Raw genomic sequence first — 26,425 nt, 5'->3', positions numbered from 1 at the left:
TTCGCGTGAGCAACATGTGGGCCGCGTGACCGACTGCAGGTGGTTTTCATTTGGCTTGTATTTTGGCGGCAAGCAGCGACAGTACCTCCCAGACGACCCGCGTCGGATTCGTCGAAGAGAACGTCTGCGGTTCGTAGGTATACTCTGTTTTGGAATTCTGCCGCTCCTGAAAATGGCCCCATCCCTCGACATGCGGATTGGGTTCGTGATGCCACCCGAAATCGATCCCCGTCTCATCCTGATAATGGAACGAAAACTCGGGACGGGCTGCCGGTGTCTCGCCGGCGAACCAGCGCACCGTCAATGTCGCATCGTCTCCGTTCCTCCCAAGTCGCTCGACGATCACCGCTGCGACGACGTGATTGTGTACATCCGGTGGAAATCCTCGTACTGTCGCAATCGCTGGATGTCGTTCGAGCTCCCGTCGGATTCCACGGAGTGCCCTGTGGGAGGCTGCCCCCGCATCATATGAGTGATCGTCACCATGCATGGGCTACGCTGTGGCCCTGTCGTCACGATTGTATGTCGCGTAGTTCTCGATGGCATCCTCGACGATCGTGAGGCGATATCTGGTGAGTTCCCATTCGCTTGCAGTCGTTCGAATTTCACTGGTCCGTTCGACCCGTTCGGCCTCTCCGGCACGTTCGCGGAGTGTTTCCGGAGCGTCGACGTCGTATTCTGCCCGCCACGTCTCGATTCGCTCTTGGAGATCTTCTTTGAGCCCGATGAGGCCATCGTGGTCGTACTCGTCGAGGAGCTCACGAAGCGTCCGTAGCCGGACGTAGAGCGGATCGGGTGTGTACAGCGCTGTGCCCTCTCGATCGGCTTTCAGGAGGACGTTCATCTCGACGAGTCGTTCGAGATGGCTGCGAGCAGTGTTCTCTGCGACGCGGGCCTCGTCGGCGATGGCTGCTGCCGATTGGGGCTGTGCGACCGCCTCCGCGACTGACCGGACCCGATCAAACGCGCTCGTGTGTTCTTTCCACGCTTCGATACCAGGGTCGTTTTCTGCCATACCCCATCTCGGCACTCGACATCAATAAATCTATCCAGAGATGAAATAGTCGACCCAATTCAACTCGCACGTACTCCCCGTAGTGATAGACTACTCCCCTATCGACAACAGAGGGAGAACAGTTATCTATGTGTAGACTCTACACATGAATATGGCCGAAGAGAAAACCCGCGTCGATTTCAATGCACCCGCTTCGGTCGTCGAGCGGGCCGATACTGTCGCCGAGTTGCTCGACATCTCTCGTACTCAACTCCTCATCGATGCCCTCCAAGACGAACTCGACGACCTCGTCAATGATGAGGGGTTCCGTACTCATCTCCGAGACGCCTACTATGATGAGCGAATCGACTTTCAGACCGTACAATCCGTTCTCGGCCAGGAGGAAGCCATGCGCATGCAACTTCTTCGAGCATCGATCGATCGGGATCCACCCGAACCCCAGCTGAAAGCGGCCCTCCCCAGCGACGACGAGTTCTACGACGGCGACGTTCCCGTCTGGCGGGCTGATTCTGAAACACCAGTCGACAACGACGATACCGAATCAACTGCCTAACAGTGGACGACAAACCACTCTGTGTCGTCGACACGAATGTCCTGTTGAATCTTGCAACACCAGTCGTCGATGGACGCCCAGCGGCTCCAACCGGTGCTGACCCGCTCAAAGCATTGCTCGTCTCCTATGACGTTCATGTCCCTGCGAGCGTCGTTGGTGAACTGAGTACGGCGACGGGAAGTGGTGATCTGCTCTCGGCGGCCGCTGATCTAGTGTTGAACGCGTCTCACCATCTAACGACATCCGATGTCGATGCCAGAATCGACGACCCACTCGATTACGGACTTGACCAGAGCGAATCAGATGGGATCTGGCTAGCAAACGAACTCGATGCGTCGTTGTTCATCACCGATGAGTTCAACTCGACGAACTATCTGTTCGTTAGTCTGGCACTCGATGACCGCAATACGCTGTTCACAACGCCACACGTGCTCTGTGAGCTTGCGTCCCACGAGATTCTTCCGTCCGAGTACGTCGACACCGCCTTCAGCTACTACGCAGATTCGAAACAGTGGGACGAACAGTACCTTGACCAGCTTCGCCACAAGTATCTGCGAGGTTGATTCGACGTACTGCTCGATGTCGAATCGGTCACCATCAAACCGTTCCTCGCGAAGGTCGCTCACGATATCTGCTACCTGTCGACGGGCCGTCGTCCGATCTCCTTTGACAACGACAAATAGGTCGATATCGCTCTGTCGGTCGGCCTCACCGCGCGCGACGCTCCCGAAGACGACGATACCGACGAGATGTTCGATGTCGTCTGCTTGTGCGATCGTACTTTGGATGCGATCGACGACCGTTCGAATGGGATCGTGAAACGCCGCTTGTTCGACTGCGAGCACTGGATCGTCTTTTTCGAGCTGAGTCGAGCTGGTCGTCGACGATCGCGTTCTGCTGTCGACTCCACACCTCAGGTGACCCCGATTCGGTGTACTGGGAATTGTTGTTTCGAAGCAAGAATTCGGATAGTAGGCTACTACCCTAACGCTTATTGATGTTAGGGAACTACCTGAACATGGGTCGAAGCAATGGCCGCGACGCGGATCTATCTTAATTCAGCGAGAGAATCCCGTCCTGAGACCGAAGGTCGAAGGGCGGGCGTGAATCGCGTAAGCTTCGCCGTGGATGTTCACAACCACCGTCCACCCGACAGTAGCCGTTCTGGATATTCCGCGTTCACTTCCACTATGGATACCGTATGTTTATGTCGGCGTAGCACAATAGGCTATACATGGCGATTAAGACCGTCGTTCGTACCCACCGCGTTTCCATTCGGAACCAGCGGCAGGTGCGCGACGGTCTTGATACGCTTGGGTTCGCCGCCAGCAAGCTCTGGAACGTTGCCCGGTGGACGGCAGGGCGCGTCTGGGATGCTTGCGGCCAGATTCCCGACGACTCGGTTCTCAAATCCTACCTCAAGAGCCACGAACGCTACGCGGACCTCAACGCTCAGTCCAGTCAGGCAACTCTCGAAGAGTTGGATGAAGCGTTCAAAGGCTGGTACGGACACCGACGAAACGGGAACGCGAAAGCGAATCCGCCCGGCTACCGCAAGAACGGCGACGAGCATCCGCGCTCGACGGTCACGTTCAAAGAAGACGGCTTCAAGCACGACGCCCGGAACGGCTACATCCGTCTCTCGAAGGGACGGAACACGAAGGCCCACTGGTCCGATTTCATCCTCTGTGCCTACGACGTCGACCCGGACGTTGAAATCGAGAACGTCCAGCAGGTGCGTGCCGTGTACGAACACGGCGAGTGGCGCTTGCACATCGTCTGCCGCCACGAAATCGAGGTTGAGCCTCCCGGCGACGGAACCGCCGGAATCGACCTCGGAATCTGCAACGTTGCCGCCGTGTCGTTCGGCGACGAGTCGTTGCTCTACCCCGGCGGCGCACTCAAGGAGGACGAATACTACTTCGGGAAGAAGCGCGCCGAGACGGACGATTCGTTCTCCCGCGAGGCCCGCCGTCTCGACGCGAAGCGCACCGACCGCCGCACGCATTTCTTCCACGCGCTGTCGAAACACATCGTTTCGGAGTGTGTCGAACGAGGGGTCGGGACGCTCGTCGTGGGCGACCTCGGCGGGATCCGCGAGGATGAGACCGGAGATCCGACGAATTGGGGCGACCACGGCAACCTCGATTTGCACGGATGGGCGTTCGACCGTTTTACGACGATGCTCGACTACAAGGCCGAAGCCGAAGGAATCGAGGTTGAACTCGTCTCCGAACGGGACACCTCGAAGTCGTGTTCAGTCTGTGGCCGGTGCGACGACAGCCAGCGCGTTGAGCGTGGCCTGTACGTCTGCGAGGAGTGCGGGCTGGTTGCGAACGCCGACACGAACGGCGCGGAAAACATCAGGCAGAAGGTACTCCCGAATCCGTCACTGGATAGGGATAACGGCTGGATGGCACAGCCAGCGGTTCGCCTGTTCGACCGCAGGGAGGGCGTTTTCGCTCCCCGAGAACAGGTCACGAAGAACCGCGAACCATAATATCCCACCTCGGCAGGGAAACCCCGCCGTTTCACGGCTGTCTCTTACCCACAAATGCTATCGCGGTAGCTGACGAACTGAGACCGAAAGATGGAGCGTCGTTCGAGGGGGTGGCGACCGAAACTGGATGAGAATGGCGAACTGTATGATATGGATGTATCAGATTGGATTCGTACGGAGTTTCGGGCGGCTGATCTCGGCGATAAGCGTCTCACGGATCGATTAGTCCAGATCGGTGATGAACTCGGCAGTTCACCTGCCGAGTCCATCCCAGCCGCCTGCGAAGACTGGGCCTCCACAAAGGCTACATACCGATTCTGCGATAATGACAGTGTGGAACCCAACGAGGTTCTCTCTGCTCACAAGCAAACACAGCACTCACGGTTGGGTGACGGAGACGAGCTGTTGGTCGTCTCCGACACCACCTATCTCACCTTTCCTCGCCACCCAGCTAAAGAGGGCCTTGGTGACATTAGCTCTGCTGACATCGATGTTGAAGGCGTCAAAGTCCATACCTCGGTTGGAATTCTCCCGGAAACACAGCGTATGACTGGGATCATCGATCAGCAGGTGCTGATCGAAGACCAACAATCAGGCAATACGTACGACACGAATGGGAAAGATGAGTCAATTCTCCTTGAGAATGAACAGGAGAAATGGATTCGTGGTGACAGGGAAGCCACCGAGTGGCTTCCCGAAGACGTGCGGCCGATTTTCGTCCACGACCGAGGCGGAGACGCATTCTCGTTGTACACTGAACTCAACAAAACGATGGACAACACTGGCTTTGTTGTCCGAGCCAATCAAAATCGACGGATACACACGGACGACGGTGAGTTAGACAAACTCTTCGACTGGAGTGGCGACCTTCCTCAGGAAGGTCGCACGACCATCGAGATCCAGCAAGGTGGCGGAAGACAGGCACGGCAAGCAGAGTTGTCGATTGCAACAGGAACATGTGACCTTCTTCCACCCCGGAACGATTCTGCTGGTAAAGATCCGGTCACGGTGAACGTCGTGAGAATCGACGAGATCAGCGAGAGCGATGACCCGATTCAGTGGGTGTTACTCACCACTGAATCGGTCGAAGACTTCGACGATGCTCTAACCATCATTGAGTATTACCGTGCTCGCTGGCGAATCGAAGATTGGCATAAAGCGTTGAAGACTGGCTGTGGGTTCGAAGAACGTCAACTTCAGACGTGGGAGCGTATGGAGGTGTTACTGAGTGTGTACTCAGTGATCGCGTGGAAGGTACTGGAGTTACGAGAACTAGCTCGTGGAGAACCATCGGTTGCTCCAGAAGTCTTGTTGAGCGAGGCCGAGCGCGCAGTTCTGGAAACGAAATTTCCAGAACTGAGCGGTCAAAACGGCAAAGCCTACGCTGTAAGTGTAGCGAAGCTTGGCGGATATCTGGACCGTGGCTCTGATCCTCCACCAGGATGGCAGACGATGTGGAAAGGGCTTCAGAAGCTCCGGATGTGGGCTGAAGGCTACGAACTCGGTGCTGAATGAGCGCCAGCGGCCGCTCATTCAGCTGAACTCACTGTGAACTCAGATAATTCCCCGTTTTGCAGACTGATTCCTGTTCGAAACCGTGAGTCTGTCTTACTCGTGAGAGTATATTGACTAATTTCATATCTTCAAACCAGAATTAGATGATTTATCTTGAGAACGCTGAGTTATGGGTAAGAGACAGCGTTTCACGGCGGGGAGGATGCCATCGGACTGAAGGCGTCAAACCTGACGGCAGCCGTTACGAGATGGTCGTTTACCGAGTTCCGCAAAGCGCTGACTACCCCGAAGGCGAGCGATATAGCTTTCAGTACATGACTGCCAACAGTTCGACCCTACTCCGATACGACAACTACGTCGAAAAAGACGTGGGACGACACCACCGCCACGCACCCGACGGCACCATCACTGGGATCGGGTATGAGGGCTACAAATCTCACACTCGGAAATTCAGACAGGAGGTCGACCAGATCCATGCCCAACGACGACAGCACTGACCGCGACTCCGACCGGACTCACGAGCACGCATCACACCCCGAAACAGCCGACTATCCCGAGTTGCTGTTGATCACGGCAGATCCCTCGGACGTCGCACTCGAACGTGAGCTCGAACTTGCCGACCAGTTCGAGGACGGCATGGAGACGCCCCACCTGCTCAACTTCGAAAATCCGACCGACCTCCGCAAGCTGCTGACCGAGCGGCGCTTGGAGGTCCTGCGGAGTATCAATGACGCCCCACCAACGAGTATCCGTGACCTCGCCGACCGGCTCGGACGTGCGGCGAGCGATGTGCACGACGACGTGCATCTGCTCGCCGACTACAACATCGTCTACTTCGAGCAGGAAGGGCGGGCACGCGCACCGTATATCCCCTACGAGCGCGTGAAAATCGAGATCGATATGCTTGGAACAGATGTCGGGACCGACCGTGCGATCGTGTCAGGGTGATCGTGTTCGGAGCGGTGTGACCGCGGCCCACCAGCCTGTCGTGGCGCGTTCGTCATCACTGTCGAGAGTGGTCAGCGCCCGGGGATCCTTTGAGTGAACACGTCCGTATCGTCGCCCGGTTGTATCCGAGCACAGGCCCTTTTCCCTTGTTGCATGATTTCAGCAACCATACAGCGCGGAGCCTCCTTCCTCAAGGAGCGGCGGAGTTCCGACGGAGGTCGGAACGGAGTCGTTCGAAAGGAGCTTCGTGCCTTTCGTGATCTCGAAGTGCCGAAGGCACTTCGAAGAGTCATCGGAAGACCTGCGGTCTTCCGAGATGACGAGAGAGCGAAGCTCTTCCGAACCACCGCGAGTAGGGAGGAGAGGAGCGCGTAAGCTCTGTCGTGAGTCTGGTAACGTCCTATCGGCTACGGTTCGCAGGGACCAGCAACGATTCGAGATCCGCTGCGCTGAACAGCGACCAGTGTTCATCGAGATCGTCTTCGAGACCGTCGACGAACCCACTTTTCGAGACGAGGGCGAAGCGTTCGTCCCGCGTGCTAGATCCCCACTGAACGTGCTCGGCGTCGTCCCTGAGCGCATCCACGAGTGCGTGCCCGACCGGTTCAGTAGTCCACTTGCACTCCGCGAGGAGGATTCGATCGTCGTCCGGAGCGAGGCCGACGAGGTCGATCTCGTGTTCCCCGTACCACCATCGACCAAGCTCCGCGTAGGGAGCGAGCTTACCGCGACGGATTGCTGCCCAAACGGCTTCTTGGGCAATATCCTCGAACGTCGTCGCGACGTGATTCGGGAGGTCAGGCTCGATCATTCCATCAAGCACCATCTCCGGGGCTTGCTCGATGCTGGAGCGGTTGGGTTCGACGTATCGAAACCAGAACCGCAGGAACTCGTCCGCGACGTGATATCGCGATCGCTTCGATTGCTTCCGTGAAGCGGTCACTGGGACCTCTCGATCGATGAGGCGAAGCCGCCGGAGCGTCTGTAGATATTTCGAGAGCGGTCCCGAATCGATGTCCGTCGCACCCGAAATCTCGTTTGGCGTCGTCCGCCCGGTGGCGACCGCTTCGAGAATACTCATATATCGGGCTGGATTCCGAAGCTCAGTACGCAGTAGGAACTCCGGTTCGTTGTACAGCATGGCCGTCGGCGAGAGGACGTGTGTCTGGATGTTCTCACGAAGCGACTGCGTGTAATCGAACAGCGTGAGATACATCGGCGTCCCGCCGGTGACGGCGTACGATCGAATCGCTGCCTCGAATTCGTACGGGATCGCTTCCCGTGCCTGCAGAAAGGAAAACGGCTGGAGATCGATCTGGCCCGTCCGGCGACCGTACAGTGGACTTTCGTGTCCGAGCACCTCCGATTCCATCGTACTCACGCTTGAGCCACACAGTACGAGCATCGAGTCGGTGTCTTGCAGTTGCTCGTCGACGAACGACTGTATATACGACGGCAGGGAGTCGTTTTCCGCGACGAGATACGGAAACTCATCGATCACGACCACGAGCGATTCCGCTGCGAGTTTCTCTCCGAGATAGTCAAACGCCTCGTCCCAGCTCTCGATCCGTGGCACACGATCACCGACGTAGCCGGCGATCTGCTCGACGAACTTCTCACGCTGTCGGTGTTCTGCCTCCTGGGAAGCAAGGAAATAGATATGGGACCGGTCAGTACAAAATCGTTTGAGTAGTTCGGTCTTTCCGACTCGTCGACGTCCATACACCACGTACAGCTCGTGCGTGGGGGAGTCGTGGGCTCGTCCGAGTGCTTCGAGCTCCGTATCTCGATCGTAGAAAGTCATTCGTTGGATAATGATTATCGCGATAATGGCTTAAGCCGATCGGTGGTTGGGGGTATTTTTCCGTGGCTAATAGCTATGTATATATCCTCCCCCAAAACCGTCCAGTATAATTCGTCCTTTCGTCTGATTAGTGGGGGGGGGGGGGGGCAACGATTGACTATTTTATGATATTTCAATTGTACTTTGTCATTCTCAGCACCCTCACCCCAACAGTTATTACTCAATACACAAATCATGAACTGTATGTCGACAGCCAAGACCGATCCCGAACGCGCCGTCGACGAGTTCATCGCGGTCGCGGATCTGCTCGATGAACCGCGACTTGCCCGTCTTTATACGCATGTTCTCCGGGGTGATGACCTGACTATCGACGACATCGTCGCCGAGACTGACATCCCGCGAACCACGGCCTACTCCGACGCTGCGTCGCTCGTCGATCTGGGCGTGCTTACCCGCGATGACACACAGAAAACCCACACTTACACCGCCCACCCCGTCGTGCTCACGATGGTTCTCGACGAGGGCGAGTACACCATTTCCCCAACGTTCATCGATGCCATCGGACGGCTGCCCCGTGATCAAGATCTCAGTCTTCTCGTCGAAAAACACGGTGTTGGCAAACTCGCTGCGGCACTCACCTATGCCATTCCGTATACGGACGGTGAAATGACCGAACGCATTGCTGCTCGCGAACTCAATCTCCAGCCCGCATTCGGAATTGCTGTCTTGCATGCCCTCCAGGCGGTTGTTCTCGATATGGAAGCGTACGATCCGTATTTCGACCAACTCTGGAATGCGCGCGACACCCCACCCCGCGAGGACGGCTAACCGGAGTCACTCTCGGATGATGCAATTCGATACAGCCAACGTCGAGAATTCGATGTGGGTTGCCGATACGGGTCTGTTCATCGCATGTGGACGCCAACAGAACAACAAGTACACCGCACTGGCTCGCTTTGCCCAACAGCACGACAGAATATTCGTCATCCCTCACCGCGTTTACGACGAAGTGACTTCTCTCCCAAACAGCGCCATGTGATAGACGATTCAACAGCAGGCTTATACTGCTCGGAAGACTCCTTTTCAATATGAGCCTCGAAGAGACCGTTGATTATCTTGCCGAGGAACTCGACCTTGAGCGAAGTGAGCACGTCCGCGAGGTCGGACGGTCGGTCGCAGAGCTTCGCGACTGATCAGAACAGTTCTCTGAAGTCCCGTTCAACGAGTCCCGCTCTTGTGTAGCGTAGCGGAACCGAGTCACGGAGATTACGGCATCCCGCCGACAGCAGTCGTACATGACCAATGAACGCGCTGCTCTCGGCGGAATGCTTGAGCAACTCGTTGACCTCGGAGCAATAGAGTTTCGGCCGGAGCCGCTCGACGCCATCGTCGAGCGGCGACTCAAAGCCATCTGGACCACCCGTACCTGCCCGAACTGTGACGCCGACGCCCTCCACGCCCTCGATGGTTCGGCCCGTATCTGGTGTGGCCGCTGTGACTGGAAAACCACCTACACCCGTGGCACACCCTTCTATGACTCGGAACTCGCCCCCGGCGAGTTCCTCGTCGCCTTCGTCCTGTACGCTGATTCCCTCCTCAGCATCAACCAAATCGCACCGCTGCTTGACCGCGCCTACAAAACCGTCTTCGAGGCAATTAGCGACGTGGAAACCGCGTTCGCTCGCGGTTTCCCGACTGTTTGGGAACGCATCGAGCACACGATTGCTGGGCCGACACAGGTGGACGAAACTCAGCGGGTGTGCTCGGGGTTCAAAGGCCAGAACCCACCGCGGGACGGACTGTCCCGCGGCGGGTCCCCTGGACCTGGACGGGTGCGATGGACAGGAGAGCAGGGCGATGAGATGACGCTCGTCGCGGCCTGCCGCGACGTGCTCCAGGTGATCTCAGCCGAAGAGGGGTCGAAATACGACGAGAACCTCGGGCCAGTGATTGAGGAAGCAGGCGATCTCTCCCAGCCGCTGGGAGAGATCTGGACCGACGAGCTTCCCGCGTATCAGCAAATGGAACACGAGCATCGAACCGTTGTCCATGATGATGAGTACGTTTCAGAGGAAGGTATCCACACGAACTCGGCTTGGCAATTCTTTCCTACGCTCGCTGACTGGTCAGCGAGCAGTCGGTAATGAGATCGAACGGCGGTTCCGGGTGCGATCCTGATGTTTTCGTCCTGTGCTTGGCGTTACTCGTCTCCCGCCGTGGTTCGAACAAGCCCTCTCAGCGTTTGAGCCAGCTTTCTCCGACAGCCGCAACGCTGATTCGCTCAAACACCTCGTGAGCGCGCTGATTCTCGCCGAAACGCAGTGGACTGTTAGTGGACTCTCCCAAGGGATTTCGCGTCCCGACGGGAACGCGAAATCCCGCAGAGCCTACGACTACTTCTTCGAGGGAGCTGATTGGTCGGCCACCGATCTCGCCCAAGTCCACGCTGAGTACGTCTTTGACCAGCTCCAGGTCGGTGCCGGTGACGACGTGCTCCTCCACATCGACGATACGTTCGCCGGCAAAACCGGGCGACGCCATGGTGGCGTCGCCCGGTTGTACAATCCAGTCGAAGGCGAGACAGAACTGGGCAATAAGCTCGTCACTTCCTGCCTTCAGGTCGGCGAAGTCTATGTTCCTTACCTTGCGCGGATGTACGTTCCAGAGGACCTTGCGACGGATTTCGACGAGCCGTTCAAGAAAAAGACCGAGATCGCTGTCGAGGAGATCGTCACGCCGCTCCAGCTGCCGGCTGGAGCGGCTCTCACCGTCGTTTTCGACTCCGCGTACTACGGCGATGAGAGAGTTGCTACGATCCAAAATCAGGGCCATAATGTCGTCTGTCGGCTGAAATCCGACAAACACGTCTCACCACAGGGCGTCGTCTGGACCCAACGCGTCGATGCTGGAGTACGAATCGACGACGATCACAGTTCGTGGGAAGGAGAAAACCTACGACGTCGCAAGTGAGGTCGTCGAAATCGAAGGCCTGGGTCCGGTGAAGATCGTCGCGAGCAAGACCAAGGACACAACCCGACACTACCTGAGTACGGATCTCGGCCGGTCAGCGGCCGAGATCCTCGAACTCATCGAACACAGGTGGAACATCGAGACGGTTCACGAGGAATCGAACGCGAAGTTCGGGTTCAAGCAGTACCAGCTGGAGGGAAAACAGGCGATCGAGCGCTACCTCCAGCTGGTGTTTCTCGCCTGGACGCTGGTGACGTTCGCTGAACGGGCGAACGTGGCGTTTTGGGAAGAACGAGGCGGACTGAGCGTCCGCCTCGATCACGCCAAGCAAGCGTATCTCGTTGAGACGCTACTCGAAATCACCGGAGAGGTCGCTCCGTCGCTCCCGCGAGCGGAGCGACGGGAGCAACTGCATGAACTGGTGCGTGAGTTCTCGTGGTCTTCTCTCGCGAATTCGTTTGTTGCGGTTGTCGAAGTATAAACTCCATTGAGGAATTGGTGCGGTTTCTATTGGAGATTAGTTCGGAAGTTCATCTACAGAGAAACAAATGCGGTATCTCTGAGTATTTTAGCTACAGCTCGCTGAGTCAAACGATCTTGCCAAGCCGAGACACGAATCAGGTCGAATGCCTCTGGTCGTTAGTGCAACCGTGGCTGGCGAAATTCCGCGGCCTGTCCAAGCAGGGCTTGGAGCAGGCCGCTCGCACCTTCGGGCTTCTTCGCTCCCTGAATCTTGTTCAAGCACCCATCCACAGCCTTGTCGATTGCGTCGCTGTCAACGTATTCCGCTAATTTACACAAGAGCGACGAGTCCTGTCTCCAGATACTCGATGAAGCCTTGCTTTGAGGGGCCTGAGTGGTCGATGAATTCCTCTTTCGCTGCACGCTCAAATACTGCACGAGCAAACTCAGTACAGTGTTCTTCGTGGCGTTCAGCGTACGTTGCATGGGCATCACGCCAGTGCATGTCTAAATCGAACTCGGCCAATCGGATCTGGATCCCGTCTTTCCGCTCAACGAGGTCAACATCGAGTTCTTCGAGATGCTGGAAACGAACGTTGTTCCGACGGACTGTGATGAGCCGCTTGGAGTCGACGATATACGGATCGACCCACTCCTGCCAGGTCTCATCGTCGAGATGAGTACGTGGCATTGCGAAGTCTGGGTCCACGCTCTCGATACAGAACTGCAGCATGGCGATTCCCGTTCGATGATTCGCGTTCGGAAGGGAATGGCGGAGAATCAGGTTCGACATCAACTCGCCTGCCACCTCCGGGAGTGGGCTTCCCCAGGAGACGTGCTCCAGCGCCTGCTCGATCTTCTGCGGTTCGAATTCCTTGTAAAGTCGGAATTCATCCGCTTCCCGGACGTTGACGGCGGCTTCGAGCAATTCCACTAATCGAAAGGCAACGACTTGTCCATCGTGGGGGAGTTCGACAATTCGATCGCTAAGCCACTCTTCATCGAAATCCATGTCTCTGGCAGCTTCGGTCTCTGTCTCGCTCTCGTAGAGCACGTAGACTGGGCTGTCAAACGGATATCCGATAAGTTTGGTCGCGCCGTCCAGTTCTTTCCGTCGAGAAACCAAATCCGCTGAGGAGGCCGAGCTGTATTTCAGCGAAAAGTTCTCTGCCTCGGGATGGTGGTAGTGGACGACGCGACCCATCTCTACTGGTGCGTCGTGATGGACGGACAAATCGGCTCTGCATTCTCCGGTTGCAACGAGCCAATCGCTACTCAGGGACCAGCAGAGGCTGCCTGAACTGCATACTCTTCTGCGAGATCAACCATATCGTAGACATGAATGCCGGTCTTGAACCAAAGCACTCGGTCCGCTGCGAGATCAACATCCTCACTCGTGCAGTCCAACTCCTCGGACACTGCTAACACCAGATTCTCCACATCGGTCTGGTGGATCTTGTCGAGTTTCTCCTCAAGGTACTCGGGCGTCCAAAAGCCCATGATCTCCAAAATTGCCCGGCGGCCATCCGGATGTTCCAGCGCGAAGTCCGGCAGCAGCACCTCTGCGCCCAGATCGATTACGTCGTCTTCGCGAACCAGTTCCCACTCCGTGTTCGATCGCTCCCACTTGTCGGCGAGCGTGCGTTCGAGATCGCTGTCGAATCGGCTGCCACCACTGTAGTGTGTCCGGAGTCCCGTCTGTTGATCAAGCGTCAACTCCCGCGTTTCGTTCGCTGACTCGTCAACAAGAACTTCCGCGATGAGCTCCCAGCGCTCGCAGTGCGGCAATGCGGGCAGGAAATTCGCCATCCGAATGCCGTACTTGCGCGACTGGCGAAACAGCGAGGCCGGGCCGTCCAAGACTGCTTCGTATCCCTCCGCGAGGTCCGTACTCGAGACCCGCTCGCCGTGTTCGTCGATCGGATAGATTCGATGCATTAGCCCGAACAGTTTCACGTAGCTGAACACCGTCGCGAACTGATCCCAGACTCGAATCTGCAACTCGCTTGCGTCGTAAAGCACTGCCTGTGCAAGTGCGAGGTTGTACCGGTTCAATAGCCACTCGACGGTGAGCGGCGTACCTGTGTACGCTTCCTCGCTTTGGCCAGTCAACTGGGTCGTGCTGGTTGTCCCATCAGTGTCCAGTTCGACCGACTCGGCGACCTGATCGCCGAACCGCACGAGACGGTTGTTCGCATCGAGATCCGCGTACATCCCCTGATGACACTCCGCGAGCGAGATCCCCAGCTCATCAGCGACTGCCGTGTAGACATCGAGCTTGCGGGTATCCGCTTCGAGCGTCGGCTGGCGAACGATCGGATACGAGTCATTCGCCCGCTCGAACAGCCGTTGGCGGATCTCGTGCGGCTCGGCGGCCGCCACCGTCTCGAAGTTGCACTCATCACGCAGCAGTTTCGCCAGCCCCTGAATGATCTTGTAGTCGGTATCTGCGACCGTCAGCTGGTCGATCGCGGTGTCGAGGTCGGCTTTCGGCTCGCCCACGTGCGTCTCGAACAGTTCGATCAACTCGCCCGCCGTCTCTCGATAGCGCGCATCGTCGGGATCGATGAACAGCGGTGTCACTTCACCATCGGAGGTTCGTGAGCGCGCGAGGTCGGCCGTCAGCATGGCGTCTGTCTCAGTGTGGTGCTCGCGATTGTGATCACGATCATCGTCACGCTCCTGCCTCAACGCCTTCACGGCGGCGCTGGGAGACGTAGTTCTCCATCGTATCCGTTGCGATAATCTCATAGAGGCGCGCGGGCTGGCGCTCGTCGGTAGGTCGCAGGATGCGACCGAGCCGCTGGGCGTACTGGCGTTTCGATGCGCTCCCAGAGAGGATGATCCCGACGTTTGCGGCCGGCACATCGATCCCCTCGTCGAGCACCTGCGACGTCGCTAACATCGAATATTCGCCGGTGCGGAACCGTTCGAGGATCTCCGTGCGCTCGTCGGTCTTGGTCTGGTGGGTGATACACGGGACGATGAACTCCTGGGAAATCTCGTAGGCGAAATCGTTGTTCGCAGTGAAGATGATCGTCCGATCGTCGTGATGGCGTTTGAGCAGGGTGTCGAGCGTGTCGAGTTTCTTCGTCGCAGTACGTGCGAGTTCTTCGGCACGCTGCTTGGCGATCAGCGCTCGACGGCCGTCAGAATCGTAGGAAGTGTGCGCGAGGAACTCCTGATAGCCCTCGGCCTTCCAGAGATCGAACTCATGTGTGTCGACGTATTCGCGATAGATGCCGTACTCCTCGTCGTACCAGGAGCGTTCGTCGTCAGTCAGTTCGACCTGCATGTGGATGGTTTCGTACTCGCTGAGATACTCGCCGGCGAGTTCGTCGACCGCCTCTTCGTAGACGACCGGCCCGATGAGACCGGTGTCTTCGAGGAGTTCGTGCGCATCGTCGGCGCGCTCGTAGGTGGCGGTGAGCCCGAGACGATACGGCGCGATGGTCATCTCGGGGATCTGTCGATAGGTTGGAGCCGGTAGATGGTGAATTTCGTCCGCGATCAGGAGCCCAAACCGGTCGCCGTACTCGTCGATATACCGATATGCGCTGTCATAGGTCGTCACCGTGATCGGTCTGATCTCATGGGTCCCACCACCGAGGACGCCGATCGTCTGTTCGGGCCCTTCTCCACTCTGACGTGGCAGTTGATCACCGAAGGCGTTAGTGAGGGTGGCGTGCCACTGGTTCATCAGATCGATCGTCGGCGCGACGACGAGCGTCCCGACACCAGCATCCGCGATGGCCTGAATACCGAGAAACGTCTTGCCGCTCCCAGTTGGAAGGACAACGCTGCCACGTCGGTCATGACTGCGCCATGCATCGAGTGCTGCCTGCTGGTACTCGCGTGGCTCGATCTGGAGTGCGGGATCGAGTGCAAGCTGTGGATAGGCTCGGGCGATATCCTCGACCGTGGCAGTCGCCGACTGGATGGTCCCTTGGTGGTTTGACGCCTCTACAGCGGTGCTAGAGGTCTCACCGTCCCATGCGTCGGCCCATTCAAGCAGGGGGCGGTACCGATACGCGTGCACGCGGTAGTCCTCAACCCGATCATCCCACTCCGCGTACGGAACATCCCCACTGACTTCCTGCAGCAGGAGCGTACCCTCGTCAAACTCGATCCGCATCTGAGAGACACAATGGTTGCGAGCCGAATAAGCGATACTAAGACTCTTCAACCATTGGTAGCGCGGAGTCCCCGTCCTCAAGGAGCGGTGGAGTTCCGACAACGGTCGGAACGGAGCCGCGAGTAGGGCGGGGAGGAAGCGCGTTGTGGTGCGGACCGAAACCGCAATACCCACCGAAAACGTATGGTAGAACACTCATCGATGGGCAACAGACAGCCCCGAAAGGGGTGCCCGGCCACGCTTGCGGGCGGCCAAGGACGGGTTATCTCGTCGGTGAGGGGCATCAGTCACCATGCCCAGCGGACCGGACACGTCCGGTCCGTGAAGGACGGTCCATAGACGACGAACGTGACGCCACGTGCCTCTCCGTTCCCCGTTTCGGGGATAGAGTCCGAGGACACGTCCAATTAAATTGCCGCTGCTGGCCGACCGCACCAGCAAACAAGGGCGAAGGACGCCACAAAGCCTCCAACGTCCGCACGCAAGCCCCGGCCTCAACGAGCGCGTCAGCGCGAGTAGGCCGGGGTCGGTGACTAGAGTATACAACTCAGCTTTGCAGGTTCGCAGAGGGGTTCGGTGTAACCGGAGAATCTACATTTCCAAGGGCCGATGGAGAGCATATGCACGTCGAGATCTTGGGCGGTACAGTCGAAATTGATGAATCACACGTTGAGGAATCGCCCACCGAGATCCGTCGACAGCTCCGTGAATACGAACATGATGAACGACAAACGTTCGATCTCTCGATAGAGATACCAGAGACGTTCACCGGAGCCGTAATGGAGCAATTACTGACGATTCCGTACGGTGAAACCAGAACGTATGGCGAAATCGCAGCAGCACTCGATACTGCACCGGTCGCAGTCGGAGGTGCTTGTGGCCGAAATCTGGTGACGGTGGTCGTTCCCTGCCACCGAGTGCTCCGAAGTGGTGGCGAACTTGGCGGATATTCTGCTCCCGGTGGTGTCGATCTCAAGCGACGGTTGCTTGACCATGAATCGAACGGTGTTTGAAGTGCATTTCCGAGGCGGTTCACTATCTCTGTGGACAAATACCCGAAATCGTTAACATTCACGGCTGAGTACACAGCCTGTGGACGAAATCGTTGGTTGGCTCCGCAACCGTCCATACTACCGCAACCAGATCAAAATTCATCAGGTGATGGAGGGTCGGACAGGGAGCTATGGCGATGTAGGTGTCGAATCCCGGCTTGAACGAGCGCTTGAGCGGCGAGGGATCGATCAGTTTTACCGGCATCAGACGGCTGCGATCGACGCGATCCGCGACGGCGAGAATGCCGTCATCGCCACGCCAACCGCCAGCGGGAAAAGTCTCATCTACACTGTCCCCGCAGTCGAGCGCGCGCTTGATCACGACGGGCGGACGCTGTATATCGCGCCCCAGCGTGCACTCATCAACGACCAAGAAGCGAACTTTACCGACCTTACGGATGATCTCGGCCTTGGAGCCACCGTTGACGTGGGCCAATACACCGGCCAGCTCTCGCAGACTGAAAAACGCGCCGTGCGGGGCGACCAGCCGCATATCGTCTTGATGACGCCCGACCTCCTGCATTATGGTGTTCTCCCGCACGATCACCTCTGGGAGTGGTTCTTTCGCCAGCTCGACACCATCGTCATCGACGAAGTGCATGAGTATCGTGGCATTTTCGGCAGCCAGATCGCGCTGGTCATGCGCCGGCTCACGCGGATGTGCGAGCGCTACAACAGCGACCCACAGTTCATCTGCTGTTCGGCCACTATCGGCAATCCCGCCGAACACGCTGGAAACGTCACCGGCCAATCCACCGATTCGTTTTCCGTCATCGACGAGGATACCAGCACCACCGGCGCGACTCACTGGCTGTTCTGGAATCCACCACCAGTCAAAGACAATTCCCAAGCAGAATCCGATACGCAACACCCAGCACCGAGTGAGCTTGAACCCGAGCCACAGCCACCGACAATGACGTCGGACGGTGGCGAAGCGCTTCCAGCACCAGCGCCTCCTTCGACAGATATCGATACCTCATCTGACGTACAGTCGGATCCAACTGCCGATGACGGCGGCGAAGGCGAGACTGAGACATCAGTAGAGCCTGAATCCGGTGGAGAGCGCAAATCGAACCACGCCGAAGCCGTCCGGCTGTTCTGTGATCTCGTGACGCGAGGATATCAGACGCTCGTATTCACACGGACGCGCCAAGGGGCCGAACGATGTGCCGAGTGGTCGGCAGCCGAACTCCACAAGCGCGGCGAACACCAGGCCGCCAACGCGATCACTGCCTATCAGGCCGCACTCAAACAGGATCGTCGCGAGGAGATCGAAGACGGCCTCCACGATGGGTCGATCCCGGGCGTCTGGTCGACGAGCGCGCTCGAACTCGGCGTCGACGTGGGTGGTCTCGATGTGGTGATCCTCAACGGCTATCCGGGCACGCGAATGCAGACCCACCAGCGCGCTGGGCGGGCAGGCCGCGGGCGTGACGCGAGTCTCGTAACGCTCGTCGGCGGTCGCGACCAACTCGACCAGTATCTGATGGGCCACCCCGACGTGTTCTTCGAGGGCGATCCTGAAGAAGCGGCGGTCAACCCCGCTAACGATCAACTCATGCCCGATCACGTGCTCAGTGCTGCCCGAGAATCGTGGCTCTCACCCGCTGACGAACAGCACTTCGGTGAAAAGTTCCCAGAATTCGTTACCCAACTTGAAAGCGAGGGGCTTCTCGAACGACGGAACACGAACAAGGGCGTACGGTGGACCTACGCGGGTGACGGAAGTCCCCAACACGAGATGAGCATTCGGGCTATCCACGATCGCGAGATACAGATCCGTGATCGGCTCAATGAGACAGATCTCGCCAGCCTCTCGTATGACGACGCACTCCGGGATGTCCACCCCAACGCGATTTATCACCATCAGGGAGAGAAATACGAGGTAGTCGATCTCGATCTTGAGCGTGACACCGCGTTTCTCGAATCCACAGAGCTGTCCTACTACACGCAAGCACTCACCGACAAGGCAATCTCGGTGAACGAGGTCCTCAATGAAACGACGCTCGCCACCCATCCCGGCGTCACGGTGGGGTTTGCGGATATCGAATTCCGCGAGCAGGTCACAAAATATCTCCAGTGTACCCAGGGCAATGACGACAATGGTGAGCCTATCCCGTTGCCTGAACCACTGCCGCCGACCGAGCTCCGGACGCGAGCGCTGTATTTCACCATTCCGCCGGCTATTAAGCAGAACCTCAGAGCTGAGAGCGATGTCGACGACGGATTCGAGGGCGCAATCCACGCGGTCGAGCACGCGATGATCTCGCTATTCCCGCTCGAATTCCTGTGTGATCGGCGCGATATCGGTGGGCTCTCGACACCGCTGCACCCCCAGACGGCCAAGAGTACGATCTTCATCTACGACGGGTATCCCGGTGGTGTCGGCCTTGCGCGTGGGGGCTACGAACGCGTCGAGGATCTCCTGCGAGAGACGCGGGATCTCCTTGCCGACTGTCCCTGTGAAAGTGGATGTCCGGCGTGTATCCAATCGCCGCACTGTGGCAACGCGAATGATCCGCTCGACAAGAGCCTCGCGCTCTCGCTGCTCGATTACTTGCTCGGTGACGCGACCATTGAACCGAACCACCACGAGATGGATGAAGTCGATAATGCGAGACAACAGGAGCCCGTCGAGAACAGATCCGAAGTCGAAGTCAAAGTCGATACCGCCATCGATTCGATAGCAACAAACGAGAATAGTGGCGGAACAGACGATATCGATCAGCGTCCAACGACACCGGAAACACCCGAGACGGACAAGAAAACTGTCGTCGCCGAACAAATCGCGACTCACTCACAAACCAATGTCGACACCGAGACAGTCGCTGAAACGCTTGCTAAGTTGGAAGGCTACGATATCGAGCCCGAAACAGCGAAACCACCACTCTTGGAGCTGTACGGTGTAGCCGGTCCATCAATCTACGATATCCCCGGCATCGGACCAGTTCGAGGTCACCACCTCTTCCAGGCTGGCTATCATACGCCCGAGGCGATTGCAGCGGCGTCATCTGGCGATCTGACTGACAATGTTCCCTACCTTACCGAGTGGGTCGCTTCCAAGATACAACCGTCGGCGGAGGAATTCATTGACGAATGATAAACAAATTGTCACGGTGATGGTTTGTCTTCCTCGTGGAGGCGTGGAGAAACCTTACTACCGAGATATGATTGCACAAAAGACTTATCACAAATATCCATAGTCTTTCGCTAGAGATGAAACCCACTGATCACCGACTGGAACTCGACAATCGTACTGTCCGCACCAACGACAACATCCCGCCACAGCGATGTCGGATCGGGGTCGAACTTGACGCGGAAGCGGTAGGCGGTCATCGCTATCCCTATTCTTGTACGGATGCTCCTGAGACCATCGATGCGCTGTCCCAAGTCCAACAATGTCAGGCCTGCTATTCGGACTCGTACCTGATCGGTACGACGTCGCTGTCGCGACGATTATCAGACTTGAAACGACGATTCCGCTGCTGTGTACCGAATCGAACGGGAGCAACGGTCGTGTGACACGGGGTCGAGCCGACGTTTCGATTCCGCCTGGATCATCGTTGTCAGGGACCGCGATATCGAGGATTCGGCAGCGGCTCGCGGAAGCCACCTCGACTAGGCCGTGTCTGCCTGTTCCGGCGTCAGCGAGACGAACTCCAACCCTTCGCTGGCGAGCAGCTCTTTGGCGCGCTCGGTCACCGAAGGAGCGACCAGGATGCCGCGAACGGATTTGTCCGGGCGATTTCGTTCGAGCGCTTCCACGTAGCGGTTGAGTTGGCCGACTGCATCGGGACCGACGCGGCGGCGTTTGAGCTCGACCGCGATAGGGGTGCCATCAGCATCTTGGCCATAGATGTCGATCGGTCCAGCGGACGTTTCGCGTTCGGTTGCCATCGCGTTGAAGCCGGTTTCGAGGATGTCGGGATCGGCGAGAATACGCTGGCGGAGATCTTCTTCGCTGCCTTCGAGTGCGAGTTCCGACATGTCGTCTAACTCGAGACGTGAAGCCTGTGCAACCGTTTGGAACGTGATTTCGAGCTCTTCGTGCGGCGAACTGCGGACGCTCTCGACGATGAGGCGGTCGTCGTCGAGACAAACACTGTGTGTCGAACCGGGCGGCTGCCAGTTGACGGGCTTGCGCTGCTCGTCACGGTGGACCAACAGTGTGCCGTCGGGTTTGCAGATTACCAATCGTTCACCGGGCGGGAGATGGCTCGAGGCGCGTCCGTCGTAATCGATTGCACACTTACCGACGAGCGTGAGCATTTCGCCGTGCTCGAACCCAGTGTCGAGAAGATCGCGAACGTCTTCGAGCGCCGGATCGATGAGCGACGAGACGGGCATACCGGCTGTTGCGTCTACACCAAGGTAGTGGATTCGGTGGTGTATCTGCCGGTCACGGTCTTGTGTCATCTCACCATATGGCCACGGCGGTGGCGCAGAAGTCTTCACAAGGACTGTGTGAGGACGGATTCGATCTGTCCGGTAAGTCCATCCGATCGAATGAATCGTTCTGCTCTGGCGTCTCATCTCACTTGTCGGACGCACCCCCGTGGGGTGGACAGCACCCTCCATGTTGGACAGCACCCCCCATGTTGGACGCACCCCTTCTCAACTTTTGCTCCACGGAATGGATTCCACTTGTCGGACGCACCCCCCTTCATCGAACGGATCTCACTTGCCGGACGCACCCCCCCCTCTCCCCCTTTCTCAACTCTCATTTCTCAGAACAGACCTCCACTTGCCGGACACCCCCCTACCCCACCGAATTCAATCGTCAGTTTCCAGAACTTCCCGTACCTCGTCACGGATGAGCGCTCGTAGTTCCGCTTCCGACCGCTGTTTATCATTTCTCAACGCTGCCAACTCGGTATCGATCGCGGCCAGTCGTTCGGTGAGATAGTCGAGCGTTGCCGGATCAATGGCATCCGAATCGGCGTCGTCGCTCGTCGGTTCGGTCTCGGTCACCGTTTGGCCGGAGTCGTCCACAGCGGCGGCTTGGGATGGAACCGGCGTGGGGGACCCATCGTCACCGTACTCGTCGAGCTCCGTTTTCTCTCGAACGGTGACAGTCGAGGAGGCCGCCTCGGAGTCGATTTGATGCGCGACAAGGTCGCTCTCCGGTGGATAGACTGGCATCGACGTTCTGAGAGCAGCACGCGTGATCACATCAGCATCGAGATTTGATTCGAAATGTGAGAGCATTTCACGCTGGACTGAGGGTTCGCCGTGGACGAACGCGACATGCGTCGGGTCGACGTGTCGGGCGAACTGGAGCAGATCGTTCCGTGCCGCATGGCCGCTCATCCCGCTGATCGAATGCACCCAGTTCGTTGGCAGTGTGTGCTCGAAGACCGAGAACCCGCCGCGCTCGCTGGGTTGCTGGTCTGGCTCTGTATCGTCATCTCTCGCTGGCGGTCTGATTGGTCGTGTCTCGATGCTAATGTGGGCGGTCTCGTCCGCTCCCTGAATCTCCCGTCCGAGCGTTCCGTCGGCCTGATAGCCGGTGAAAATGAGCCGCATCTCGTCGTAGTGAGTGAGGAGGTCGTGGAGATATGCAGGCGAGAGGCCGCCGGTGAGCATTCCCGACGGTGCGACGATGATCGGCGGTGTCTCCATGTTCAGGAGCCGCTCACGATCGTCGCTGTTTGCGGGCCGTTGGGCAACGTCGGGAACGAACGGTTCGAAGTCGGCGGCGTTTTGCATGTAGTTCATCACCGATTCGTTGATATACTCCGGGCCGGCGAAGGCGTGATAGCGGTCAGTTGCCTGTGTCGCCAACCCATCGTAGATGAGCTGGAAGTCCGCACGGGTATCTTCATCAAGCGACCGCCAGCGCTCACGGAAGATCTGGAGGATCTCCTGTGCCCGTCCGACGGCAAAGGTGGGAATAAGGACCGGAATCCCTTGCCGGATCGCGTTGATCGACTCGTTGTACAGGTCCGTACGGGCATCCTGAAACGAGGGATGAGTATCCCGATCGCCGTATGTGGATTCGAGAATCAGCGTGTCCGCGCTCGGTGGGGTCTCGATGTCGTGGAGGTGGGCCGACCGTCCGCCGAGATCGCCCGAAAACACGACTCGTCGCCCGCCGACTTCGAGGCTGAGCCACGCGCTCCCAAGGAGGTGGCCTGCATCCCCGAATCGGTACGTCAGCGTATCGTCGGTAGCGACGTGATCGGTGACCGATCCGGTGTCGTAGCCAGTGATCGGATCAAATCGTGCGAGAACCTCCTCAACGTCGGTCCGCTCGAATTGCCGTTCGCGTCCGGGCTTTTTGGTTTCTTCGAGGTGAATTTTCAGGGAATCATGGAGGAGGAGGTGGGCGATGGCGGCGGTGGCTTGCGTACAGATGACGGTCGCGTCACGGCTGAGGAGGTTGCGGTGTTCGAGAACCGGCAGCGCACCGATATGATCGATATGAGCATGCGTGAGAAACACTGCATCGATCGCTTCGGTGCCAAGGCCACGGAAATCGGGGAACTGCCCGCCACTACCCTGATTCAGCCCGCAGTCGACGAGATAGGTCCCGTCGGCGGTTTCGACCTGATAGCAGCTCCGGCCGACCTCACGAGCTCCGCCCCGCGGATGGACGACGAGTGGAGTATCGCCGTCAACGAGTTCATGTGGGGGTGTCGTGGCTGGCTCTTCATCGTCAGTGTCTGTGTTGGATTCGGACGCCGTCTCGCCGGTTGGTGGTGTCGCATTCATGATTGCGGGTGGCAGGATCGCCGATCGGACGGTGTGGGTGTCACTCGGCGAGTATGTCGTCGGCGTAAAAGCGCTCTTGGGTTCCCGTCTCGCCGGTGAACGTGACTTCCTTGGTCAACGGGGAGTCGGCGACAGCTGGACAGAAGTCATCGAGTTGGGTGAGGATCGTATCGAGCGGGCGGGCGCTCCCGTGGGCCGTCATCGTCCGTTCGAGTTGCCAAACGGCGGGTGTCCGGCTCAAGTCGTTGGCTGCTTCGGCTTCCGCTTCGGTGTAGTACCGACACCGGCTTGCCTTTCCGGTCGTTCCCTCGCCGTGGCGGGCCGGTTTCGCAGTGAGTTCGTCGAGACGGACGAGTTGGAGCGGCGACCGCGTTCGACCAGGCAGCGCGTCATCGAGTTCCTCGCGAACGTCGTGCGCGGCAAGCGAGAGGTCGTGTCGGAAGTACGTGAGGGTGATCGGCCCGTTTTCTTCGTAGAGCATCGGCGAGGCGACATGGTGGCCGTCATCCATCGTGAGATACTGCGCTGGGAGTTCGGCGAGGCACAACCCACGGAGTCGCAACCGTTCGGGATCGGTGTTGGTGGAGGCCTCGAAATGGTCAAGGAGGTGGGCGAGTTCGTCCGCACACTCCTGTGGGGTCCACGCGGTTCGATCAGCAGGTGCGCGCTCGGCCGGGTTGGTGAAATAGACGGTTGTCTCGGGGATATATGGGACTGGTTCGGGACGGCGAGGTTCGACCGGCAGCGTACCGCGGTCGTGGTCACTGTAGGGTTTGTCGTCGCCGACGGTTCGCCCGAGTTCGATACGAGCCGAGACGGGGAAGACGGTTCGCGGGAGGGTTTCGAGGACAGTGATCGGGTCGTGCTCGGCCAGGAGGACGACACGCTCGCGCGTGGCAGTCGTGCTGGCGTCTCGATCGCGGTCACGGTCGGACGGAGGGTCTGAGCTCATGGTGTTAGTAGTCGTTCGTATTCATCGAGTGGGCCACTCTGGGCTGGACTCACTTGGAATCGAGAGGCGAGGGCCACGTCTGTTTGGCGCATCGCGCATCTGATGAATAAACCTTTCCAGCGGCAATCTGATCTGTTCTCGTTTTTGAGATTTTATTGGAAGAAATATGGACATGGTCTCGGAGAGGCACACACCTCGTTTTCACTGAATTCGCCGAAGAAAGGGTGAGATATCGTGGGTCGGCGACGTGTTCGAGATCGGTGAGAAACCGATCAACCGTGTCTCTGGACGGCGGTCGATCGAAGCCGCAGCCAAGCCAGGCGAACGTGGCGATTCTACTCTTCGAGATCGAGTTCGTCGCGGAGACGCTCGACAGCATAGACGTCGGTTAGACCTGCAGTGTCGATCATGACCTGATCGAATGGCGTTCCGTCGCTGTAGGTCTTTTCGACACGTGGGTTGCCGTCTTTGGGATCGTTAAGCGCGGCGAGGATTTCGTGACCCTTCGAGCGGCTCATCGCGACCCAGATTGCTTCCTCACAGCCGGTGGCAGCCATCTTATCGAAGTCAGCCGGGGCGGCCGACCGTCTGTCCTGATTGCTGCGTTCGGCCTCGATGGCGACAACGATCTCGCCGTCGGCATCGAGCCCGACGAGATCGAGGCGGCGTCCACCGTCGACACCGTAGTACGGTCGTGTCTCGACGACTGATTCATCATCATTGTTAACATACTCCGCTTCGAGATATCGGCGTGCGATCTCGACGGCGAAGATATGCTGGCTCGATTCGGTCAGATCACCCACGCCATCGCCGTGATCGAGCCCCGCACGATGAGTCTCATTGATCACATTGCGGCCGTCGGCGGTCACCGAATACAGGAGATGGGGTTGGATGTCTCGGTTCAGGAGATCACTATTAGTGAGCTCTTTGACCGCCTCATTGTCGATGTCAAGATATTCTTTCAACCGCATCATGCTATCACGAATGAGATCGAACTCGAGGGTATCGTGATGTCCCTGCTGCGCATCATGAACCACCTGAAGAAAACACAGCTGGCGGTCAGTCAGTGCTGCGGCGGCACGTTCCTCGGCCGTGAGTTTGAGATTGATCTCACAGACCGGCACGTCATCGCGATCGACCGCGTCGAGGTCGTGACAGCAGTTGATTGCACGCTTCATGCCATCAATATTTGGATCGTGACGGCTCTGACAGCTCTCACATTTAATCGCATGCCGCTTTTCATCGTATTCAACACAGTCGGGCAGCCGTTCCGTGAGCCCCAGCGCACTGTCGACGCGCTGGAGTTCTTCGCCGTCTTGGATGCCCCTCTCGGCAGAATTTGGGTCGTGGAGATTCATTCCAATCACATCGAGCATATAATCGAACATCTCGTTCGTTATGGCTTCGATCGCTCGTTGTTCGTCGTCGGTCACTGGTCGATCTCCGTCTGGATGGCCCGGTGGGAGCGGGAGCGACCGGCTGAAAAACGGTCGTGGCTCGGATTGGCCATGTGGAGCGGCCAGGTCTAGCATCCACCGACCACCCTCAAGGGCCCGGAGACGATCAGCGACCTCTTGTGAATCCATCTTTCTGGTTGCCAGCGACTCTGCTAGCTGTTGATCGTATGAAACATTACCGAGTATTAACGATCCGATATTATTGAGGACCTCTGATTGTGCGTCGCGGCCATCATCACCTGTCGCACCTGCCTGGCGGAACTGTTTCGGAAACTGCGCCGAGAGGGTGATCGAGGTGTCAAACTCACGGGCTTCAGCAAGCAAATCGCCGAGCATATCCGATGTTGC

The 26,425-nt window shown here is 58.0% G+C and carries 22 protein-coding genes and 5 pseudogenes; 15 read left to right on the top strand and 12 right to left on the bottom strand.

Translation table 11 applies throughout. The features are described 5' to 3' along the window. Positions 1–46: 46 nt before the first annotated feature. Both MUK72_RS00415 and MUK72_RS00410 read right to left on the bottom strand, forming a co-directional pair. Positions 47–346 (bottom strand): hypothetical protein, encoded by a 300-nt coding sequence (locus tag MUK72_RS00415; protein ID WP_244702597.1) that lies wholly within the window; start codon positions 344–346, stop codon positions 47–49. Positions 347–493: 147 nt separating this feature from the next. After that, positions 494–1,015 (bottom strand): DUF7342 family protein, encoded by a 522-nt coding sequence (locus MUK72_RS00410; RefSeq protein ID WP_244702595.1) that lies wholly within the window; start codon positions 1,013–1,015, stop codon positions 494–496. A gap of 151 nt (positions 1,016–1,166) precedes the next feature. On the opposite strand from MUK72_RS00410, the gene MUK72_RS00405 reads away from it, so the two are divergent. Both MUK72_RS00405 and MUK72_RS00400 read left to right on the top strand, forming a co-directional pair. Next, positions 1,167–1,568, top strand: a complete 402-nt coding sequence (locus MUK72_RS00405; RefSeq protein ID WP_244702592.1) for a hypothetical protein — start codon at positions 1,167–1,169, stop codon at positions 1,566–1,568. A 2-nt stretch (positions 1,569–1,570) separates the two neighbouring features. Continuing rightward, entirely contained in the window at positions 1,571–2,131 is a 561-nt protein-coding gene (locus MUK72_RS00400; protein WP_244702589.1) for a hypothetical protein, read from the top strand. Here the strand turns inward: MUK72_RS00400 and MUK72_RS00395 are convergent. Then, positions 2,129–2,431: pseudogene (locus MUK72_RS00395) on the bottom strand (nucleotidyltransferase domain-containing protein); the annotation flags it as partial. The gene MUK72_RS00400 and the pseudogene MUK72_RS00395 sit on opposite strands and share 3 nt — an antisense overlap. Before the next feature lie 371 nt (positions 2,432–2,802). Here MUK72_RS00395 and MUK72_RS00390 point away from each other — a divergent pair. The 4 genes from MUK72_RS00390 (at position 2,803) to MUK72_RS00380 (ending at position 6,531) form a co-directional block, all read left to right on the top strand. Then, complete coding sequence (locus tag MUK72_RS00390; protein ID WP_244702586.1) at positions 2,803–4,068, top strand: RNA-guided endonuclease InsQ/TnpB family protein; 1,266 nt, start codon at positions 2,803–2,805, stop codon at positions 4,066–4,068. 90 nt (positions 4,069–4,158) lie between these two features. Next, entirely contained in the window at positions 4,159–5,583 is a 1,425-nt protein-coding gene (locus MUK72_RS00385; RefSeq protein WP_244701885.1) for an IS4 family transposase, read from the top strand. Between the two features lie 143 nt (positions 5,584–5,726). Further along, entirely contained in the window at positions 5,727–6,080 is a 354-nt protein-coding gene (locus tag MUK72_RS20390; RefSeq protein WP_343750025.1) for a toxin-antitoxin system TumE family protein, read from the top strand. After that, the gene (locus MUK72_RS00380) at positions 6,058–6,531 is read left to right on the top strand and encodes an HVO_A0114 family putative DNA-binding protein (protein ID WP_244702584.1); all 474 of its coding nucleotides are present in this window, start codon (positions 6,058–6,060) and stop codon (positions 6,529–6,531) included. The genes MUK72_RS20390 and MUK72_RS00380 overlap by 23 nt, the downstream gene beginning before the upstream one ends. A 400-nt stretch (positions 6,532–6,931) precedes the next feature. On the opposite strand, the gene MUK72_RS00375 is transcribed toward MUK72_RS00380, so the two are convergent. Next, the gene (locus tag MUK72_RS00375; protein WP_244702581.1) at positions 6,932–8,335 is read right to left on the bottom strand and encodes an ATP-binding protein; all 1,404 of its coding nucleotides are present in this window, start codon (positions 8,333–8,335) and stop codon (positions 6,932–6,934) included. A 243-nt stretch (positions 8,336–8,578) separates the two neighbouring features. On the opposite strand from MUK72_RS00375, the gene MUK72_RS00370 reads away from it, so the two are divergent. From MUK72_RS00370 to MUK72_RS00350, 6 genes and pseudogenes are all read left to right on the top strand, one after another. Next, positions 8,579–9,163 (top strand): DUF7437 domain-containing protein, encoded by a 585-nt coding sequence (locus MUK72_RS00370; RefSeq protein WP_004054205.1) that lies wholly within the window; start codon positions 8,579–8,581, stop codon positions 9,161–9,163. Positions 9,164–9,179: 16 nt separating this feature from the next. Continuing rightward, positions 9,180–9,362, top strand: a pseudogene (locus MUK72_RS20385) (PIN domain-containing protein); the annotation flags it as partial. Positions 9,363–9,630: 268 nt separating this feature from the next. After that, positions 9,631–10,476, top strand: a pseudogene (locus MUK72_RS00365) (IS1595 family transposase); the annotation flags it as partial. Between the two features lie 151 nt (positions 10,477–10,627). Continuing rightward, positions 10,628–11,305: a transposase gene (locus MUK72_RS00360; protein WP_244702578.1), complete on the top strand. Its 678-nt coding sequence runs from the start codon at positions 10,628–10,630 to the stop codon at positions 11,303–11,305. Next, the gene (locus MUK72_RS00355; RefSeq protein WP_244702575.1) at positions 11,238–11,786 is read left to right on the top strand and encodes a transposase; all 549 of its coding nucleotides are present in this window, start codon (positions 11,238–11,240) and stop codon (positions 11,784–11,786) included. Before MUK72_RS00360 ends, MUK72_RS00355 begins: the two co-directional genes overlap by 68 nt. A 134-nt stretch (positions 11,787–11,920) precedes the next feature. Continuing rightward, a pseudogene (locus tag MUK72_RS00350) lies at positions 11,921–12,097 on the top strand (IS1595 family transposase); the annotation flags it as partial. Between the two features lies 1 nt (position 12,098). Here the strand turns inward: MUK72_RS00350 and MUK72_RS00345 are convergent. From MUK72_RS00345 to MUK72_RS00335, 3 genes are all read right to left on the bottom strand, one after another. Continuing rightward, positions 12,099–12,971 carry a DUF8172 family protein gene (locus MUK72_RS00345; protein WP_244702565.1) on the bottom strand — a complete coding sequence of 291 codons (873 nt, stop codon included), beginning with the start codon at positions 12,969–12,971 and terminating at the stop codon, positions 12,099–12,101. Positions 12,972–13,042: 71 nt separating this feature from the next. Further along, on the bottom strand, positions 13,043–14,395 hold the full coding sequence (locus tag MUK72_RS00340) for a DUF790 family protein (RefSeq protein ID WP_004054196.1): 1,353 nt from the start codon (positions 14,393–14,395) through the stop codon (positions 13,043–13,045). Positions 14,396–14,441: 46 nt separating this feature from the next. Beyond that, positions 14,442–15,902: a DEAD/DEAH box helicase family protein gene (locus tag MUK72_RS00335; protein WP_244702562.1), complete on the bottom strand. Its 1,461-nt coding sequence runs from the start codon at positions 15,900–15,902 to the stop codon at positions 14,442–14,444. Positions 15,903–16,522: 620 nt separating this feature from the next. Here MUK72_RS00335 and MUK72_RS20305 point away from each other — a divergent pair. After that, on the top strand, positions 16,523–16,915 hold the full coding sequence (locus MUK72_RS20305) for a methylated-DNA--[protein]-cysteine S-methyltransferase (protein WP_004054189.1): 393 nt from the start codon (positions 16,523–16,525) through the stop codon (positions 16,913–16,915). A 148-nt stretch (positions 16,916–17,063) separates the two neighbouring features. Beyond that, positions 17,064–20,054 carry a DEAD/DEAH box helicase gene (locus tag MUK72_RS00325; protein WP_244705353.1) on the top strand — a complete coding sequence of 997 codons (2,991 nt, stop codon included), beginning with the start codon at positions 17,064–17,066 and terminating at the stop codon, positions 20,052–20,054. 125 nt (positions 20,055–20,179) lie between these two features. Here the strand turns inward: MUK72_RS00325 and MUK72_RS20380 are convergent. The 5 genes and pseudogenes from MUK72_RS20380 to MUK72_RS00305 form a co-directional block, all read right to left on the bottom strand. Then, positions 20,180–20,290, bottom strand: a pseudogene (locus MUK72_RS20380) (IS1096 element passenger TnpR family protein); the annotation flags it as partial. A 282-nt stretch (positions 20,291–20,572) separates the two neighbouring features. Beyond that, entirely contained in the window at positions 20,573–21,301 is a 729-nt protein-coding gene (nucS, locus tag MUK72_RS00320; protein ID WP_244702560.1) for an endonuclease NucS, read from the bottom strand. A 426-nt stretch (positions 21,302–21,727) separates the two neighbouring features. Further along, the gene (locus MUK72_RS00315; protein ID WP_244702557.1) at positions 21,728–23,668 is read right to left on the bottom strand and encodes an MBL fold metallo-hydrolase; all 1,941 of its coding nucleotides are present in this window, start codon (positions 23,666–23,668) and stop codon (positions 21,728–21,730) included. Between the two features lie 40 nt (positions 23,669–23,708). Beyond that, positions 23,709–24,620 carry a hypothetical protein gene (locus tag MUK72_RS00310; protein ID WP_244702554.1) on the bottom strand — a complete coding sequence of 304 codons (912 nt, stop codon included), beginning with the start codon at positions 24,618–24,620 and terminating at the stop codon, positions 23,709–23,711. A 335-nt stretch (positions 24,621–24,955) separates the two neighbouring features. Continuing rightward, on the bottom strand, positions 24,956–25,468 hold the full coding sequence (locus MUK72_RS00305; protein WP_244702551.1) for a hypothetical protein: 513 nt from the start codon (positions 25,466–25,468) through the stop codon (positions 24,956–24,958). On the opposite strand from MUK72_RS00305, the gene MUK72_RS00300 reads away from it, so the two are divergent. Continuing rightward, complete coding sequence (locus tag MUK72_RS00300) at positions 25,451–26,149, top strand: hypothetical protein (RefSeq protein ID WP_244702548.1); 699 nt, start codon at positions 25,451–25,453, stop codon at positions 26,147–26,149. The genes MUK72_RS00305 and MUK72_RS00300 overlap by 18 nt on opposite strands. The last annotated feature ends 276 nt before the right edge of the window (positions 26,150–26,425 follow it).

The sequence above is a fragment of the Halococcus dombrowskii genome, assembly GCF_022870485.1.
GTDB lineage: Archaea > Halobacteriota > Halobacteria > Halobacteriales > Halococcaceae > Halococcus > Halococcus morrhuae.
This window is presented reverse-complemented; position numbering and strand designations above follow the sequence as displayed.